Genomic DNA, 17,519 nt, shown 5'->3' with positions numbered 1-17,519 from the left:
GGCGGCGAATATTGCTTTCGCTGTTTCCCGACAGGTACGCAATTGCTGACATAACCCGCTCCGAACGTGCGGTCTGAGCTCGGCTGTCGCAAGGGCTGTGCCTGGCGGTCTGCGGGCCGTGCTACGATCATCCTTCAACCATGTCATCGACTCTCCTCCAGAAGGTCTGGCAGCAGCATCGCGTGCGCGTGCTGCCGAACGGGCACGACCAGCTGTTCGTCGGCCTCCACCTCGTGCATGAGGTGACGAGCCCGCAGGCGTTCGACATGCTGCGCGCGCGCGGGTGGAACGTGCGGTTCCCGGAACGGACCTTCGCCACGATCGATCACATCGTCCCGACCGAGGACCAGCGACGGCCGTTCGCGGATCTGATGGCCGAGCAGATGATGGCGTCGCTCGAACGAAACTGCCGCGAGCACGGCATCCCGCTGTTCGACATGGGCACCGGCCGGCAGGGAATCGTGCACGTGATCGGGCCGGAGCTGGGGCTGACGCAGCCGGGGATGACGATTGCGTGCGGCGACAGCCATACGTCCACGCACGGTGCGTTCGGGGCGATCGCCTTCGGGATCGGCACCTCGCAGGTGCGCGACGTGCTGGCATCGCAGTGCCTCGCGATGGAGCCGCTGAAGGTGCGGCGGATCAGCGTCACGGGCCGCCTGGCAGAGGGCGTGTACGCGAAGGACGTCATCCTGTCGATCATCCGCGAGCTGGGCGTGAACGGCGGCGTCGGCTACGCCTACGAGTACGGCGGCGACGCGATCGAGCGGATGTCGATGGACGAGCGCATGACGATCTGCAACATGTCCATCGAAGGGGGCGCGCGGGCGGGATACGTGAACCCGGACGAGACCACCTTCGCGTACCTGGAAGGACGGCCGTTCGCGCCGCAGGGAGACGCCTTCGAGCGCGCGAAACGGTGGTGGCGCTCGATCGCGTCGGATCGCGACGCGGCCTACGACGACCTGGTGCACCTGCGTGCAGAGCACATCGAGCCGACGGTCACCTGGGGCATCAACCCCGGACAGTCGGTCGGCGTGAGCCAGAAGATTCCCGCCGAGCGCGACGTGCCCCCCGAGCAGAGGGGCTCCACGGCGGAAGCGCTGGCCTTCATGGGACTGCCGGCCGGCGCGCGCATTGCGGGCACCCCGATCGACGTGGCGTTCATCGGGTCGTGCACCAACGCGCGGCTGTCCGATCTGCAGGAGGCCGCGCGCGTCCTGCGCGGCCGGCGCGTGGCGTCCCGCGTCCGCGCGATCGTCGTGCCGGGATCGCAGGCCGTGAGGGCGGCCGCCGAGCGAGAGGGGCTCGACCGCGTCTTCCGGGACGCGGGCTTCGACTGGCGCGCGGCCGGCTGCTCGATGTGCCTCGCGATGAATTCGGATCGATTGAACGGCCGGGAGATCTGCGCCTCCTCGTCCAATCGCAATTTCAAGGGGCGGCAGGGGAGCCCGACAGGACGGACGCTCCTCATGAGCCCGGCCATGGTGGCGGCCGCCGCGGTGGCTGGAGAGGTCGTCGACGTGAGAACGCTCCTGCTCCCGGCAGCGGAGGTGACCGCATGAGTGCCGTCGCGCGAGTGACCGGCCGCGCGCTGCCCGTGCGCGGCGACGAGGTCGACACGGATCGCATCATCCCGGCGCGCTTCCTGAAGGCGATCACCTTCGAAGGGCTCGAGCGACATCTGTTCGAAGACGACCGCGCGGCGCGCCCCGGTCATCCGCTGGATGACCCGCGGTTCGCCGGCGCGACGGTGATGATCGTGAACCGCAACTTCGGGTGCGGATCGTCACGCGAGCACGCGCCGCAGGCCATCTACCGCAACGGGATTCGGGCGATTGTGGGCGAGTCATTCTCCGAGATCTTCTTTGGCAATGCCGTCGCGCTGGGGCTCCCCTGCCTCACCGTCCGCAGGACGGATGCTGCGGCGCTCATGGACGCCATCGAAGCGGATCCGAGCCTCGTGGTGACCGTGGACCTCGAACAGGGTGCGGTCGCGGCCGGCACGCTGCGCGTCGGCGCAGCGCTCCCCGATGCGGCGCGCGACGCCTTCCTCACGGGCGCCTGGGACGCGACCGGACTGCTGCGGGAGCGCCCTGAGGACGTGCAGGCCCTGGCCGCCAGGCTCCCTTACTTGAGAGACTTCGCGGCCGTCTGAGCCGTCTCGAGAAACGCGGCCGCGGCGTGCGAGCGCTCGCCCGCCTGCCGGTAGATGAGCCGCACGTGACGGGCAATCCGGAGTTCCGGCACCCGTACCGCCGACAGCTGGCCCAGCGCCAGCTCCGACAGCGCACAGCGCCGGGGCAGCAGCGCCACGCCCATCTTCATTTCCACGGCACGCTTGATCGCATCGAGGCTCGGCAGCGCCATCGTGATGTTGACCGGCGCGTGCCGCTCCTCGTACGCGCGCAGGACGCGATCGCGCGCGGGAGAGGGGTCGTTGTGGGCGATGACCGAATCGCGGCCGACCTCCTCCAGCTTCACCGTCCGCCGCCTGGCGAACGGGTGCGAGGGAGACGTCAGGAGCACGAGCTCGTCGGACCCGATGACGAGCGACTGCAGGCCCCGCTCCCCGGGATGAAACGTGAGCACGCCGAAGTCGAGCGCGCGCGACAGCACCTCGTGCGCCATCTGCCGCGCGGGCACGCGCCGCACGTCCACCTGCACGCCGGGATACGCTCCCTGAAACACCGCGACGAGCGGCAGCAACGTGTGCACCGCCGCCTCGTTGGAGCCGATCAGCACGCGCCCTCGCTGGACGTCCCGCAGCTCCAAGATGGCGCGCTCCGCCTCGGCGGCCAGATCGAGCACGCGCTGCGCGTACTCCCGGAACGTGACGCCCGCCTCGGTCAGCGTCCCGTCGCGGGCGGAGCGGTCCACGAGCGGCTCCCCCAGTTCGTCCTCCAGGCGGCGGATCGCCTGGCTGATCGCCGGCTGGGTGCGACCGAGCTTGCGCGCCGCCCGCGAGAAGCTGCGCTCGGCGGCCACGGTGACGAACACCCGAAGTTCCTGGATTTCCATAAGGTAATTTTATCAAATATTAAACATTATAAATTTGCCAGCATGGCGGCGCCGGGCGTACAAACACTAGGTCATGAAAGAACGTCTGCTGGTGTTTGATACCACCCTCCGTGACGGCGAGCAGGCCCCCGGTTTCTCGATGCGCATCGACGAGAAACTGTCGATGGCGCGGCAGCTGGCGCGGCTGGGAGCCGACATCATCGAAGCGGGTTTCTCGATTGCGTCGGACGCCGACGCAGAGGCGGTCCGGCGGATCGCGCAGGAGGTGCGCGAGCCCCGGATCGCCGCTCTGGCGCGGGCGTGCGCCGCGGACATCGACCGCGCCGGCTGGTCGCTCGCGCCGGCCCGCGGCCCGCGGATCCACACCTTCATCGCCACCTCCGACCTGCACCTCGAACGGAAGCTCCGCATCTCGCGCGACGCCTGCCTCGAGGCGGCGGTCGCCGCGGTGCGTCGCGCCCGCCAGTTCACCGACGACGTGCAGTTCTCGGCCGAGGATGCCACGCGCAGCGACATGGAGTTCCTCTGCCGCGTGATCGACGCGGTGATCGAGGCGGGCTGCACGACCATCAACCTCCCGGATACCGTCGGCTACTCGACCCCCGACGAGATCTTCGACTTCTTCACCGCCATCCGCACGCGCGTGCCGGGCGCCGACTCGGTGATCTTCAGCACGCATTGCCACGACGACCTCGGCCTGGCGGCGGCCAACAGCCTGGCGGCGGTGCGGGCGGGTGCGCGGCAGGTGGAGTGCACGATCAATGGCGTCGGCGAGCGCGCGGGCAACGCGTCGCTCGAGGAAGTCGTGATGGCGACGCGCGTCAGGGCCGACCGCCATCCCTTCTCGACGGCGATCAACACGCCGGAGCTGTATCGGACCAGCCAGTTGCTGACGGATCTCACCGGCCAGCACGTGCAGGCGAACAAGGCCATCGTCGGCGCGAACGCGTTTGCGCACGAGGCGGGGATCCACCAGGACGGCATCCTGAAGGACCGCCGGACGTATGAAATCATGCGTCCGGAGGACGTCGGAGTTCCGGCCGCGACGCTGGTGCTCGGCAAGCACTCCGGCCGTCACGCGGTCCAGCGCCGGTGCGAGCAGCTCGGGATAGAGCTGTCGCGCCTCGAGCTGGATCGGGTCTACCGGGGCGTGATCGCGCTTGCCGACATCCAGAAGACCGTCAACGATGACGACCTCGTGATGGTCCTCGACCGCGTGCGGCAGGAAATTCACGCGTCAACGCCGGCCGCCGCGGCGACGCATGCCACGGAACACGGCTACGGGCACGGCGTGTAGCCGTACGGGAACCGGGATGCGGATCGTTCTTCTGCCGGGCGACGGGATCGGCCCGGAGGTGGTCGGCGCCGCCGAGCGGGCGCTCGCCGCGATCGCCGGCGCGTTCAACCAGCAGTTTGATTTCGAGCCGCATCCCATCGGCGGCGCGGCGCTGGCCGCAGGCCTTCCGCCGCTGCCGGCGCCGACACTCGAGGCGTGTCTTCGTGCCGACGCGATCCTGCTCGGAGCCGTTGGGGACCCACGCTTCGACCGCGAGCCGCCCCCGCGCCGGCCGGAGCGCGGCCTGCTGGACCTGCGAAAGGCGCTCGGGGCGTACGCCAACCTGCGGCCGACGCGCCTGTGGCCGGGCCTTGAATCCTTCAGCCCACTGAAACCCGAGGTCGTCACGGGCACGGACTTCGTCGTCGTCAGAGAGCTGACCGGCGGGCTGTATTACGGCGAGCCGCGGGGGTTCCTCGCGGATGCGGCCGTGAACACGATGCGCTACAGCAGCGCCGAGGTCGAGCGCATCGCGCGCGTCGCGTTCGCCGAGGCGCGTCGCCGCCGCCGCCACGTCGTCTCCGTGGACAAGGCGAACGTTCTTGAAGTGTCTCAGCTCTGGCGCGCGGTCGTGTCGCACGTCGCCGAAGAGTACCCGGACGTCCGGCTCGATCACATGTACGTGGATAACTGCGCGATGCAGATCGCGCTGAAGCCGACGCAGTTCGACGTGATCCTGACCGAGAACCTGTTTGGCGACGTGCTGTCGGACGAAGCCGGCGCGATCGCCGGCTCTCTGGGGCTGCTGCCATCGGCGAGCCTTGGCAACGGCCCCGGTCTTTTCGAGCCGGTGCACGGATCGGCGCCCGCGCTCGCCGGGCGCGATGTGGCGAATCCCATCGGCGCGATCGCGTCAGCGGCCATGCTGCTGCGGTACGGGTTGAAGCTGGAGGAGGAAGCGGCGGCACTGGAGGGAGCGTGCGAGTCGGCGCTGGCCGCAGGCGCGAGGACGACGGATCTTGGCGGCGACGCCCGCTGCTCGGACGTGACCGCCGCCATTCTCGGCGCTATTCGACCGTCACGCTCTTTGCCAGGTTCCGCGGCTGATCGACATCGCAGCCCCGCCGAATCGCGATGTGATACGCCAGCAGCTGGAGCGGCACCACCATCAGCACGGGCGTGAGCATCGGGTGCGTTTCCGGCACCACCATCAGGAAGTCGTTCGTCGAGTCGAGCAGCGCCTCCAGCTCGCGCCCTGACTCGTTCGTGATGGCGATCACCGAGCCGCCGCGGGCTTTGACCTCCTGCACGTTTCCCATCATCTTCTCGAAGACGTGATCGCGCGGCGCGATCGCGACAACGGGCATCTTCTCGTCGATGAGCGCGATGGGCCCGTGCTTCATCTCCCCCGCGGGGTACCCTTCCGCGTGGATGTAGGAAATCTCCTTCAGCTTCAGCGCCCCTTCGAGCGCGATCGGGTAGTTCAGCCCGCGTCCGAGGTACAGGAAGTCCGAACGCTGGTAATAGCGGCGCGCGATCTCCTCGGTCAGCGCGTCGCACCGGAGCGTCTGTTCGACCTGGATGGGGAGCTGGGCGAGCGCCTCGAGCTGGGGCCGCGCGGCTTCAGGCGTAATCGTGCCTCTGACCTGCGCCAGGTACAGCGCCAACAGGTGCAGGGCCACCAGCTGCGAGGTGAACGCCTTGGTGGACGCCACGCCGATTTCCGGCCCCGCGTGCGTGTACACCGTGCCCTCCGCCTCGCGCGTCGCCATGCTGCCAACGACGTTGCAGACGGCGATGCTGCTGGCGCCGTGCTTCTTGGCCTCGCGCAGCGCCGCAAGCGTGTCGGCGGTCTCCCCCGACTGCGTGATGACGACGGCGAGCGTTCTGTCGGTGGCGATCGGATCGCGATAGCGATACTCCGATCCATAGTCCACTTCAACCGGCAGCTTCGCGATGTTCTCGATGAGGAACTTGCCGATCAGCCCGGAGTGCCAGGAGGTGCCGCACGCGAGGACGACCACACGGTCGATCTGGCGGAGCCGCGCGTCCGGGATCTGAATCTCGTTCAGGAAGACCGTGCCGGTCTCCGCTGAAACCCGGCCGAGCACCGTCTCCTTGACCGCCCACGGCTGCTCGAAGATCTCCTTCTGCATGAAGTGCTTGTACCCGGCCTTCTCGGCCATCACCGGATCCCAGGAGACCCGCGTGCTCGCCTTCGATACCGAACGGCCGGAGTAATCGGTGAAGTCCACGCCGGCCGGCGTGATCACCGCCATCTCTTCATCGCCCAGGAAGATCACGTCGCGCGTGTGCTGCAGGATGGCCGGGATGTCCGACGCGACGAAGAACTCGCCGTCCCCGAGCCCGACGACAATCGGCGGTCCGTTGCGGACCGTGACGATCTTTCGCGGGTCGTCGGTCGAAATCAGCACCAGCGCGAACAGCCCGCGCAGCAGCAGCAACGCCCGGCGCACCGCGTTCTCCAGGCCGTCGTCCTGCATCTCCCGTTCGACGAGGTGCGCGACGACCTCGGTGTCGGTCTCCGTGAGAAACGTGTGCCCTTCCCGCTGCAGCTGGTGCTTCAGCTGGAGGTAGTTTTCGATGATCCCGTTGTGGACCACGACAATGCGGCCGGTGCAGTCGCGATGCGGGTGGGCATTTTCCTCCGTCGGACGGCCGTGCGTGGCCCACCGCGTGTGCCCGATGCCGTAGTCACCCTCAACCGGGTTCCTGCCGATGACTTCCTCGAGCCGGGAGAGCTTGCCCGCGCTGCGGCGAAGCTCGATGCTCCCGTGCCGTACGACGGCGACTCCCGCCGAGTCGTAGCCGCGGTACTCGAGACGCCGCAACCCGTCCAGCAGAATCGGGACGACTTCCCGCTGCCCGATGTAGCCGATGATCCCGCACATGGCCTTCTACCTTTTACCTTTTTCCTTCTTCCTTCTCTCGACCCACCCGTCCTTGTTCACCTGCGTGCCGCGCGCGATCGCGAGCGCGCCGGGCGGCACGTCCTTCGTGATCGAGGAGCCTGCGCCCACGTAAGCCCCCCTGCCGACCTTGACGGGAGCCACGAGCTGCGTATCGCTGCCGATGAACGCGCCGTCTTCGATCACGGTCGGATGCTTCTTCTCGCCATCGTAGTTGCAGGTGATGGTGCCGGCGCCGACGTTCACCTTCTCCCCGATCGTGGCGTCCCCGAGGTACGTCAGGTGGTTGGCTTTCGATCCACGGCCGACCGTCGTCTTCTTCAGCTCGACAAAGTTGCCGATGTGCGCCCCTTCCATGACGTGCGATTCCGGGCGGACGTGCGCGAATGGCCCGACGCGCACGCCGTCACCGATCATCGACGATGTGATGACGCAGTGATTGAGGATGACCGCTCCGCTGCCAATCGCGGAATCGACCACGCGGACGCCGGAGTGGATCTCGCAGCCCTCGCCAATGCTGGTCGCGCCCTCGAGGTACACGTTCGGGTGGATCGTGGTGTCGGCGCCAACCGTGACGGTCGAATCGATGTAGGTGGCGGCCGGATCGACGATGGTCACGCCGGCCGCCATCAGTTCCTCGCACCGGCGGCGGCGAACCGCCGCGCTGGCTTCGGCAAGCTCCGAACGGCTGTTGATGCCCTGCACTTCGCGAACGTCTCCTGTCTCAACGGTCTCGACGCCGAGACCACGGCTCCGGTAGATGGCGACCAGATCGGGCAGGTAGTACTCGCCCTGGGCGTTGGCCGCGCCGATCGCGTGAAGCGCGGCGAACAGCGGGGCGACGTCGAAGGCGTAGATGCCCGTGTTGATTTCGCGAATCCGCCGCTCCTCCTCGCCGGCGTCGCGATGCTCCACGATCCGGAGGATCCGTCCCCCGGGTGACTCCCGGACGATCCGACCGTAACCCTCCGGCTGGTCCACGCGCGCGGTCAGCACCGTGGCGGCCGCGCCGGCCGCGTCGTGCGCGGTCACCAGGCGACGCAGTGTGGCTGCCTTGAGCAGCGGTACGTCGCCGGAGAGCAACAGTACGATGCCGCTGGCGCCCTCCAGTAGAGGCTCTGCCTGCAGCAGAGCATGCCCCGTGCCGAGCTGCGGTTCCTGCAGTGCAAACCGCAGTCCCGGCCGAGCTGCGAGAGATTCGCGGACAAGATCGGCGCCGTAACCAACGACGAGGGTCACCGATGAAGGAGAAAGTTCCGCGGCGAGGTCCAGAACGTGGTCGATCATCGGCCGGCCGGCGACCCGGTGCAGGACTTTGGGCACGCGCGATTTCATCCGGGTGCCCTTCCCGGCCGCGAGAACGACGAGATGGACAGACGGCACGTTCAGCGGCCGTTGCGAGACTTGCGCCGTCGAGCAGGCGCCGGCGCTTCGAGCATCTGGCGGAAGGCTTCGAGGTCGTGAAGCGCGTCCAGATCGCCGTCCTGGCGGGCCAGCGTGCGGTTCTCCGGATTCAGTTCGATGGCCCGGCGCAGCCTGGCGACCGCCGCCTCCGGATCCCCCTTGGCGCAATAGACGACGGCAGCCATGTACTCGGCGAGGTCGCTCTTGGGGTCGTCTCGGAGCACGTCATCGAGGAGGCTGAGCGTCCGCGCGTGGTCGCCGGCATTGAGAGCGACGGTCGCGGCCACCAGCCTCTCTTCGTTCGTGCGCGGCGTGGCCGACGCGGCAAGTTCCCGTTCGCAGACGCGCAGGTACACCTGCGCGCGCTCCTGAAGCTCGCGCTCTTCGGGGAACCGGGACATGAGGTCGCGGAACGAATCGGCGGCCGCCTGGTAGGCGCGACGCTGCAGCGCGGCGATGCCGCGCTCGTAGGTGGCCACCGCAGCCGGGTACGTGGATTGGCGTTCCGGCTGTGCAGGGGCGTCCTGAACGGCGACGCGCTCGGGCCGCTGTGGGGGCGGCGCGGATGTCGTGCGTTTGGCGGTTGGTTTTGGGGCGCTCCGTGGACGCGCCCGCCGCGCTTTTGCCATCGGCCTTCTTAAGCCGAGTAACGTTAGCAAATGGCAATCGGCCGGTCAAGAACGCATGGTCGTACGACCTAACGGCGTTTTGACGCGGCTGCCCGGTAAACTTCGTTCACTGGCAAGCCATAGCGCGTTGCGACAACACGAGCAGCTTCTCGCGTGGAGAGCTGGTCGTTTTCTGTCAATAGACCCATTTCTACAACTAGCTCATCAGCTGACGGTAGGCTTCGGGGCAGACTAACAGCTTCCTGGCTCGGCACGATGACCGTAAATTCCCCGCGCGGATTGTCGAGCAGTTCAATGTGCGTCGATATTGGTTGTTCAACCAATATCTCGTGAATCTTGGTGAGCTCGCGCCCAATTATAATTGGTCTATTGCCCAATATATTCAGCATCGCCGTCAGCGTCGAGCCGATCCGATGCGGCGCCTCAAAAAACACAGCCGTTACGTGGCTGCCACCCAAGTGCGTCAAGACCCATTTTTTTAGGGCTTCAGACTTACGCGGGGGAAAGCCGAGGAACGTGAACCGGTCTGCCTCCACACCCGCCGCAGACAGGGCGGCCATGATGGCGCTCGGGCCAGGCACGGACACGACCGTGAGGCCGGCCTGCCGTGCGGCGCCGACCAGGTGGCGTCCGGGGTCGGAGATGAGCGGCGTGCCGGCGTCGGACACGAGCGCGATGTTGTCTCCGGCCCGCAACCGATCGATCAATCGCCCGGTCTTCTGCGCCTCGTTGTGTTCGTGCAGGCTCGTGCTTGGCGTCGTGATCGAGTAATGCGTGAGGAGCCTGGCCGTACGGCGGGTATCTTCGGCCGCAATCAGCTGCACCTCACGCAGCACCCGCAGCGCACGCAGGGTGATGTCTTCGAGGTTGCCGATCGGCGTGGCCACCACGTAAAGGGTGCCCGGCAAGGGCTTTATTGTACCATTGCGAGGTAGATGCATTCTTCCGAGCCCCTGCCGCACTTCGTGGACGACTACCTGTCGTACCTCTACGAGCGGCACCCCACCAGCGCAACGTTCGACGGGGTTCACACGCATGACGACCTGCTCGAGGATTTCAGCCGCGGGTCCATCGATGCGCAGGCCCGCGAGCTCGGCGATTTCGGGCGCCGGCTGGCGGCGATAGACGCCGCGGGACTCAACGACCTCGAGCGGCTCGAGAAGCCGGTCATCGAAGCGAACATCAAGTCGCGACTGTACGAGCTCGAAACCGTTCGCTCCTGGGAGCGGAGCCCGCAGCACTACGCGGACGTCATCGCCACGAGTCTTGCCGGCCAGGTATTGTTCGATTACTCCCCTGCGGCCGAGCGCGCGCGGCGGATTCACTCGAAGCTCCGGCAGGTTCCGCGTTTCGTGCAGAGCGCGCGCGACAACATCAAGGATGCGCCCGGCATCTTCATGAAGGTGTCGCTGGAGACGCTGCGCGGCACGGTCCGCTTCATCGAGGAAGACCTGCCGCTGGCGCTCGCCTCGGTCGACGATCTCCACCTCCTCGGCGATCTGGCTGACGCGTCTCACGAAGCCTCGGCGGCGCTTCGCGGCTACGCGGACTACCTGGAGCGCGACCTCGGTCCGAGGAGCAAGGGCTCGTTCCGCCTCGGCAAAGCGGCGTTCGAGGAAAAGCTGCGGCTCGAAGAGGGGCTCGCGATCGACTCGTCGAAGCTCCTCGAGATCGCGATGCGCGAGCTAGGCGCGGTGCAGGAGGAATTCAAGCGCGTGGCGGGGCGCCTGGAAGCCGGGGATCCGGTTGACGCCTGGCGCCGCATCAAGAACGAACACCCGGACGCCGGCGCGCTGGTGGGCGTCGTGGAGGGGCAGCTTGCCGACCTCCTCGCGTTTATCGAGCGCGAGAGGCTGATCTCGGTGCCCGATGGCGAGCGGGTGCAGGTCGCCTCCACGCCGCGGTTCTATCGCTGGACGTTTGCGAGCATGTGGACGCCCGGACCGTTCGAAGCGCGCCCGCTCCGCGCGTACTACTACATCACCGACGTCGATCCCGCGTGGCCCGCGGAACGCCAGAGCGAGCACATGCGCGATCTGAACTTCGGCGCGCTCTGGGCGATTTCGATCCACGAGGTGTATCCGGGGCACTTCCTGCATTACCAGCACCTGCGCCGCGTCGAGTCCAGGCTGCGCAAATCGATCCTGTTTGCGTCGGCGTCGTTCATCGAAGGATGGGCGCACTATGCCGAGCAGATGATGGTCGAGGCGGGGTTCGGGCGCGGCAATCCCGCCGTTCAGCTCGGGCAGCTCGCCGAAGCCTTGATCCGGCTCTGTCGCGTGATCGTCGGGATCCGGCTGCACGCCGAGGATTTGTCGGTCGAGCAGGGAGTCCGGTTCTTCCGCGACGAGGCGTACATGGAGGAAGGGAGCGCGCGGCGCGAAGCCGAGCGCGGCACGTTCGATCCCGGCTATGTCGTCTATGCCATCGGAAAGCTGATGCTGCTGAAGCTCCGCGACGAATTCCGCGCGCAACAGGGAGGGACGTTCTCGCTGCGCGCGTTTCACGACGCGCTGCTTGGCCACGGGACGGTCCCCTTCCGCCTGCACCGCCAGTTGTTGCTCGGGGCCGACGACCGGGCGCCCCTGATCGAGTGAAGTAGAATCAACAGATGCCGCTGTACGAATATGAGTGCGAAGCGTGCGGCCATCGCTTCGAGGTCATCCGAAAGTTCTCCGATCCTCCGCTCGAGGACTGCCCCGCCTGCGGGGGCAAGGTCCGCAAGCTCCTGTCCTCGCCCGCGATCCAGTTCAAGGGAAGCGGGTGGTATGTCACGGACTACGCCCGGAAAGGTTCGACGGGTTCGGGCGGTTCGACGGGTTCGAGCGGTTCGACGGGTTCGGGCGAGTCGAGTTCCGGGTCCGCCTCCGAGTCCGAGTCGCCGCCGCCTTCAAAACCCGCCGACGGCAGCAAGTCGTCCTGACCGAACCCTGAACCCTTAAACCGGCACCGACTTCTTCCCCTTCCCGGCTGGATCGGCGTCAGCCGAGCGCAGGTACTCGCGGAAGGCGTCGGCCAGATCCGGGCGGCGCAACGCGAAATACACGACGGCCTTGAGAAAGCCCAGCTTGTTTCCCGTGTCGTGGCGGACGCCGGAGATTTCGCACGCGTACAGGGGGCGTTTCTGCAGCAGCCGGCGCAGGCCGTTGGTGAGCTGGATCTCGCCGGTGCGGTCTGCGGCGGTCGCTTCGAGCGCCGGAAAGATATCCGGCGTGAGGATGTAGCGGCCGATGATCGCGAGGTCCGAGGGGGCCTCGTCGCGCGCCGGCTTCTCGACGAGATCCGTGATCCGGAACACGCCATCGCGCACCGGCTCGTACGCGATGACGCCGTAGCTGCTGACCTCATCGCGCGGTACGCGCTCGACCGCCAGCACGGGCCCGCCGACGTGGTGAAACACGTCGATCATCTGTCGCAGGGCCGGCGGCGTGGCGTCAATCACGTCATCGCCGAGGAGCACCGCAAACGGCTCGTCGCCCACCAGCGCCCTGGTGACGAGGACCGCGTGTCCGAGGCCGAGCGGCTCTCCCTGCCGCACGTACGACACGTTGATGAGGCTCGAGATCTTCCGGACCTCGTCGAGTTGCTCCTTCTTGCCGCGCGTCTCGAGAAACGTCTCCAGCTCCACCGACACGTCGAAGTGATCTTCGATCGCGTTCTTGCCGCGGCCGGTGACGAGGATGATGTTGTCCACCCCCGAGGCGACGGCCTCTTCGACGCCGTACTGGATGATGGGCTTGTCCACCAGCGGCAGCATCTCCTTGGGCTGCGCCTTCGTCGCGGGAAGGAAGCGGGTGCCCAGGCCGGCGGCGGGGAAGACGGCTTTGCGGATCTGGTCAGTCACACGTGCTCCGGACGTTAGGATATAGGATTTAGGCCATGCTCGATGCGGCATTTGTACGGCAGAACCTCGACGAGGTTGCGCAGAGGCTCGCGACCAGGGGCGGCGTCCCCGCGGACCTCGAGATGTTTCGCGAGGCGGAGGCGGCGCGACGGACGCTGACGCCGCGCCTCGACACGAAGCGACAGGAGCAGAAGACGCTCAGCCGGAAGGTCGGCCGGCTGATTGCCGCAACGCAGGACCACGGGGCCGAGGCCGAAGAACTCAAACAGCAGTCACGGTCGCTGGCCGCCGAGATCGCGGCGCTCGAAGAACAATTGCGCCAGGCCGAGGCGACGCGAGACCAGGCGCTGCTGCGGATCCCGAACCTTCCCCACGGGTCTGTTCCGCGCGGCACGACCCCCTCGGACAACCGCGAGGTTCGTCGCCACGGAGAGCCGCCGGCGTTCGCGTTCGAGCCGAAGGCACACTGGGACCTGGGGCCGGCGCTCGGCATCCTCGACTTCGAGCGTGCGACGAAGATGTCCGGCGCACGCTTCTCCGTGCTGATGGGCGCGGGCGCACGGCTCGCGCGCGCGCTGATCGACTTCATGCTCGATCTGCATACCAGCGAGCATGAGTACACAGAGGTCGAGCCGCCATTTCTGGTGAATGCCGCGACGCTGACCGGCACCGGCAACCTGCCGAAGTTCGAGGGCGATCTGTTCAAGATCGCCGGCGACTGGGACCTGTACCTGATCCCCACCGCGGAGGTGCCGCTCACCAACCTGCACCGCGGCGAGATCCTCGACGGCCGCGAGCTGCCGATCCGCTACGCCGCCTACACGCCGTGCTTCCGCAGCGAGGCGGGGTCCTACGGCGCGGACGTGCGCGGCCTCATCCGACAGCATCAGTTCGACAAGGTGGAGCTGGTGAAGTTCGCGCGCCCCGACCAGTCGTACGACGAGCTGGAGTCGCTCACGGCCAACGCCGAAGAGGTGCTGAAGCGCCTCGGCCTCGCCTATCGCACGGTGCTGCTCTGCACCGGCGACATGGGCTTCGCGTCGGCGAAGACCTACGACATCGAGGTGTGGCTGCCGGGCCAGAACGCCTACCGCGAGATCTCGTCCTGCAGCAACACCGAAGCGTTCCAGGCACGAAGGGCGGGCATCAAGTTCCGTCCGGACGGCCAAGGCAAGCCGGAGTTCGTGCACACGCTCAACGGCTCAGGGCTGGCGGTCGGCCGCACGCTCATCGCGATCCTGGAGAACTATCAGCAGAAAGACGGCAGCGTCATCGTCCCGGAGGCGCTGCGGCCGTACATGCGCGGGCTGGAAGCGATCGAAAAGCGGTAAGCAGAAACAGCCCGCCTTCGCCAAGGCTACGGCGGGCAACCCTTCGCGTGAGACATGAGCGAAGGCTGGCGGAGAGGGAGGGATTCGAACCCCCGGTGCCTTGCGGCACAGTGGTTTTCAAGACCACCGCCATAGACCACTCGGCCACCTCTCCCGCTCGGTCAATTATCGCATGGCGAAGATCCTCGTCAGCGCCTGCCTCCTCGGCGAGAAGGTCCGGTACCACGGCGGGGAAGCCACGCTCGATCACCCCATCCTCGAGCGGTGGCGCCAGGAAGGCTTGATCGTCCCGGTTTGCCCCGAAGTCGAAGGCGGGCTGCCAATACCTCGACCGCCCGCCGAGATGCAGGGGGGCAGGGGAAATGACGTCCTGCACAAGGTCGCGTTTGTCCGGCGCCGTGACGGCGTGGACGTGACCGCCGCGTTTGTTCGCGGCGCCGAAGCCGCGGTCGCCCTCGCGCGCGAGCACGGTATCACCGTCGCCCTGCTCAAAGACCTCAGCCCGTCGTGCGGCTCGACGATGGTGTATGACGGCGGATTTTCGGGGCGCCGGATCAGCGGCGAAGGGGTCGCGGCGGCGGCGCTCAGGCGCGCCGGCGTGCGCGTCTTCAGCGAGAAGCAGATCGAAGAGGCGGATGCGATCGTGGAGTCACGGGGTAAGAGGTAAAAGGAAAAAAGGGGAAAGGTTCGTTTAGCTCTCTGGCGAATAGGAGACGAGGGCCTCTTCGACGCCGCGGCCGCGGACCGCGGTGACGGTCACGTTCAAGCGGCCGAACGCGACGATGTCACCCACCTTCGGCGGCCGTCCGAGCAGCATCAGCACGAGGCCGCTGACGCTCTCGACGTCGCCGTGCTCGACATCCAGATCCATCTTCTCGCCGACTTCCGTGAGGCGCACGGTGCCGAGCACGCGCAGGCGGCCGTCGGCCTCCACGCGGATATCAGGAACGTCCGTGGCGCTCTCGTCGATCTCGCCGACGACCTCCTCGAAAAGGTCCGCGAGCGTGATGGTGCCCGCGGTCCCGCCATGCTCGTCGATCACCAGCGCCATCGGCGATTCTTCGCGGCGCAGCACCGCGAGCACGTCGTCCAGCGGGGTGGTCTCGGGCACGACCGGCAGCGCGCGCAGGCGCACGGATGAGAGCGGCGCGTTCGCCGTCAAGACGCGCAGCAGGTCCGTGATGTGGATGCCGCCGAGGACGTGGTCGAGATCCTCCTCGTAGACCGGATATCGCGTGTGCGGCGACTCGCGGATGATGTCGCGCAGCTCGTCGTGGTTCGCGTCGATGGGGATGCCGACGACGCTGACGCGCGGCACCATGGCGCCACCGGCCGTCAGGTCACCGAACTCGAACAGCTCGAGCAGCATCCGCCCTGACTCGCCGCGGATCGCACCCCCTTCCTCGCTCTCTTCGACGATCAACTGCAGTTCCTCTGGCGTGTAGTAGTGCTCGCGCGCGGTGATCTGCCGGTGCACGCCGGCGATCCGCAGCAGCCCGTTGCCGATCCCGTTCATCGCGATGACAACGGGCATCACGGCGAACTGCAGCCATCGCATCGGGGGCGTGATCCAGAGCGCCGCCGCCCCGGCGTGCTGGAGCGCGATGGACTTCGGCACCATCTCGCCAATGACGATGTGCAGATAGGTGAGCAGCGCGACGGCCATGACGCTCGACGCGGCGTGCACCGCGACCCAGCGCGCCGCACCGAGCTGTTCCAGGTGCGGCGCCAGACGGTCCGCAATCGCGTGCTCGCCGTACATGCCCAGGCCCAGGCTGGCGACGGTGATGCCGAGTTGCGCCGTGGCGATGAACCGATCCTGCCGCCGCGGGTCGTGGAGGACCCTCTGGACGCCGCGCGCGGCCGTGCTTCCCTGTGCGGCCAGCCGATCGATGGCCGCCCGCGGGGCACCGACGATGGCGAACTCGGCGGCCACGAACAGGCCGTTCAGCAGAACGAGCGCCAGCACGATCAGGTACGGATAGACGTCAGGCACCGGCCGGCTTCGCCCCCTTTCGAGCGCCGCCGAGGAGATCGGCGAGCACGTCCTGCAGCGTCACCAGTCCTGCGACGCGTCCCTGGTCGTCGACCACCACCGCCTGGTGCGCGCGCTGTTCCCGCAGGAACGCGAGCAGCTTGTCGGCCGCGAGATCCTCGCGCACGCGCGGCATCGGGCGAATGAGAGGTTCCAGCCGGCCTCGAGGCCCCGCCGTGACGAAGTGCACGGCCACGTCCTTGGTGCGGACCATGCCGACCAGGTTGTCGAGCGTGCCGCGGTACACAGGCAGGCGCGTGTCAGGAGTTGTCGCGGCCACCTGCACGACCTGGTCGAACGCCAGCTCGACGCTGATGGCCGCGAGCCGCTCGCGCGGCACCATCAACTGCTTCGCGGTGCGCAGCCCGAGCTGCAGGGCGCGGTGCAGGCGGACCTGCTCGTCCGGCTCGAGCAAGCCTCCGTCGCGGCTCTCCGCAATCAGCAGCGCGATTTCGTCGGGCGAATGAATATGCCGATGGCCCGCGTTGCGCACGCCGAACAGCCGCAACAGCAGCACGCCGCTGCCGTTCAGGAGCCAGATGAAAGGGGCGAACACGCGCAGCGACCAGCGCATGGGGAGGAACGTGCCAACGGCCGTGGCGGTCGGATACTGCAGCGCGAGCGATTTGGGGACCAGCTCGCCGAGGATGACGCCCAGCACGGTGAGCGATACCAGGACGAGGCCGGCCGCGCTCGATTCGGCGGAGTCAGGCTGAACGCCTGCGCGCACGAGCCACGGCGCCACGCTCCCGGAAAGCGTGGCCTGCCCGTATGCGCCGAGAATCAGGCTGCCCAGCGTGATCCCGATCTGCGATGCCGCGATATACCGGTCGAGGTGACGCGGGTCCTGGACCAGCGGTAACAGTTGTGCGGCGAGCGTGTTGCCGTCCTCGGCGAGCCGCCGCAGCCGCGACCGCCGGACGCTCACCGCGGCGAACTCGGCCGCGACATACAGCGCCGTCATCAGGATCAGGGCGAAGATCACCGTCCAGATCACGAGCATCGTGCCCAAATGGTACCGCAGCCCACCGAGTTCGCATAAGATCCGG

At 67.5% G+C, this 17,519-nt stretch carries 16 protein-coding genes and 1 tRNA gene; 8 read left to right on the top strand and 9 right to left on the bottom strand.

The window, feature by feature from the left end; genetic code table 11:
• The first annotated feature begins 140 nt into the window (after positions 1–140).
• Both leuC and HYU53_04455 read left to right on the top strand, forming a co-directional pair.
• Positions 141–1,565 (top strand): 3-isopropylmalate dehydratase large subunit, encoded by a 1,425-nt coding sequence (gene leuC, locus HYU53_04460; protein ID MBI2220437.1) that lies wholly within the window; start codon positions 141–143, stop codon positions 1,563–1,565.
• The gene (locus tag HYU53_04455) at positions 1,562–2,158 is read left to right on the top strand and encodes a 3-isopropylmalate dehydratase small subunit (GenBank protein ID MBI2220436.1); all 597 of its coding nucleotides are present in this window, start codon (positions 1,562–1,564) and stop codon (positions 2,156–2,158) included. The genes leuC and HYU53_04455 overlap by 4 nt, the downstream gene beginning before the upstream one ends.
• Here HYU53_04455 and HYU53_04450 read toward each other — a convergent pair.
• Positions 2,131–3,021: a LysR family transcriptional regulator gene (locus tag HYU53_04450; GenBank protein ID MBI2220435.1), complete on the bottom strand. Its 891-nt coding sequence runs from the start codon at positions 3,019–3,021 to the stop codon at positions 2,131–2,133. The genes HYU53_04455 and HYU53_04450 overlap by 28 nt on opposite strands.
• Before the next feature lie 73 nt (positions 3,022–3,094).
• Here HYU53_04450 and HYU53_04445 point away from each other — a divergent pair, with 73 nt between their 5' ends.
• Complete coding sequence (locus HYU53_04445; GenBank protein MBI2220434.1) at positions 3,095–4,318, top strand: 2-isopropylmalate synthase; 1,224 nt, start codon at positions 3,095–3,097, stop codon at positions 4,316–4,318.
• A gap of 16 nt (positions 4,319–4,334) precedes the next feature.
• Entirely contained in the window at positions 4,335–5,480 is a 1,146-nt protein-coding gene (gene leuB, locus HYU53_04440) for a 3-isopropylmalate dehydrogenase (GenBank protein ID MBI2220433.1), read from the top strand.
• Here the strand turns inward: leuB and glmS are convergent.
• The 4 genes from glmS to rsmI form a co-directional block, all read right to left on the bottom strand.
• Positions 5,365–7,209: a glutamine--fructose-6-phosphate transaminase (isomerizing) gene (glmS, locus tag HYU53_04435; GenBank protein MBI2220432.1), complete on the bottom strand. Its 1,845-nt coding sequence runs from the start codon at positions 7,207–7,209 to the stop codon at positions 5,365–5,367. The two genes, leuB and glmS, sit on opposite strands and share 116 nt — an antisense overlap.
• A gap of 6 nt (positions 7,210–7,215) precedes the next feature.
• Complete coding sequence (glmU, locus tag HYU53_04430) at positions 7,216–8,562, bottom strand: bifunctional UDP-N-acetylglucosamine diphosphorylase/glucosamine-1-phosphate N-acetyltransferase GlmU (GenBank protein ID MBI2220431.1); 1,347 nt, start codon at positions 8,560–8,562, stop codon at positions 7,216–7,218.
• Positions 8,563–8,612: 50 nt separating this feature from the next.
• Entirely contained in the window at positions 8,613–9,110 is a 498-nt protein-coding gene (locus tag HYU53_04425) for a tetratricopeptide repeat protein (protein ID MBI2220430.1), read from the bottom strand.
• 218 nt (positions 9,111–9,328) lie between these two features.
• The gene (gene rsmI / locus HYU53_04420; GenBank protein MBI2220429.1) at positions 9,329–10,201 is read right to left on the bottom strand and encodes a 16S rRNA (cytidine(1402)-2'-O)-methyltransferase; all 873 of its coding nucleotides are present in this window, start codon (positions 10,199–10,201) and stop codon (positions 9,329–9,331) included.
• On the opposite strand from rsmI, the gene HYU53_04415 reads away from it, so the two are divergent.
• A complete protein-coding gene (locus HYU53_04415; GenBank protein MBI2220428.1) occupies positions 10,196–11,857 on the top strand; it encodes a DUF885 domain-containing protein in 1,662 nt (553 codons plus the stop codon). The two genes, rsmI and HYU53_04415, sit on opposite strands and share 6 nt — an antisense overlap.
• A gap of 14 nt (positions 11,858–11,871) precedes the next feature.
• Positions 11,872–12,183 carry a zinc ribbon domain-containing protein gene (locus HYU53_04410; GenBank protein MBI2220427.1) on the top strand — a complete coding sequence of 104 codons (312 nt, stop codon included), beginning with the start codon at positions 11,872–11,874 and terminating at the stop codon, positions 12,181–12,183.
• Between the two features lie 15 nt (positions 12,184–12,198).
• On the opposite strand, the gene galU is transcribed toward HYU53_04410, so the two are convergent.
• Complete coding sequence (gene galU / locus HYU53_04405) at positions 12,199–13,155, bottom strand: UTP--glucose-1-phosphate uridylyltransferase GalU (GenBank protein MBI2220426.1); 957 nt, start codon at positions 13,153–13,155, stop codon at positions 12,199–12,201.
• Here galU and serS point away from each other — a divergent pair.
• Entirely contained in the window at positions 13,140–14,435 is a 1,296-nt protein-coding gene (gene serS, locus HYU53_04400) for a serine--tRNA ligase (GenBank protein ID MBI2220425.1), read from the top strand. The two genes, galU and serS, sit on opposite strands and share 16 nt — an antisense overlap.
• Before the next feature lie 66 nt (positions 14,436–14,501).
• On the opposite strand, the gene HYU53_04395 is transcribed toward serS, so the two are convergent.
• Positions 14,502–14,589, bottom strand: a tRNA-Ser gene (locus tag HYU53_04395).
• 18 nt (positions 14,590–14,607) lie between these two features.
• Between HYU53_04395 and HYU53_04390 the strand changes: the two genes are divergently transcribed.
• Positions 14,608–15,102, top strand: coding sequence for a DUF523 domain-containing protein (locus HYU53_04390; protein MBI2220424.1), 495 nt, complete (start codon positions 14,608–14,610; stop codon positions 15,100–15,102).
• Positions 15,103–15,126: 24 nt separating this feature from the next.
• On the opposite strand, the gene HYU53_04385 is transcribed toward HYU53_04390, so the two are convergent.
• Together HYU53_04385 and HYU53_04380 are read right to left on the bottom strand one after the other, a co-directional pair.
• Positions 15,127–16,431, bottom strand: a complete 1,305-nt coding sequence (locus HYU53_04385; protein ID MBI2220423.1) for an HlyC/CorC family transporter — start codon at positions 16,429–16,431, stop codon at positions 15,127–15,129.
• Complete coding sequence (locus tag HYU53_04380; GenBank protein ID MBI2220422.1) at positions 16,424–17,473, bottom strand: HlyC/CorC family transporter; 1,050 nt, start codon at positions 17,471–17,473, stop codon at positions 16,424–16,426. The genes HYU53_04385 and HYU53_04380 overlap by 8 nt, the downstream gene beginning before the upstream one ends.
• Between the last annotated feature and the right edge of the window lie 46 nt (positions 17,474–17,519).

Source organism: Acidobacteriota bacterium (assembly GCA_016184105.1).
Lineage (GTDB): Bacteria > Acidobacteriota > Vicinamibacteria > Vicinamibacterales > 2-12-FULL-66-21 > JACPDI01.
This window is presented reverse-complemented; position numbering and strand designations above follow the sequence as displayed.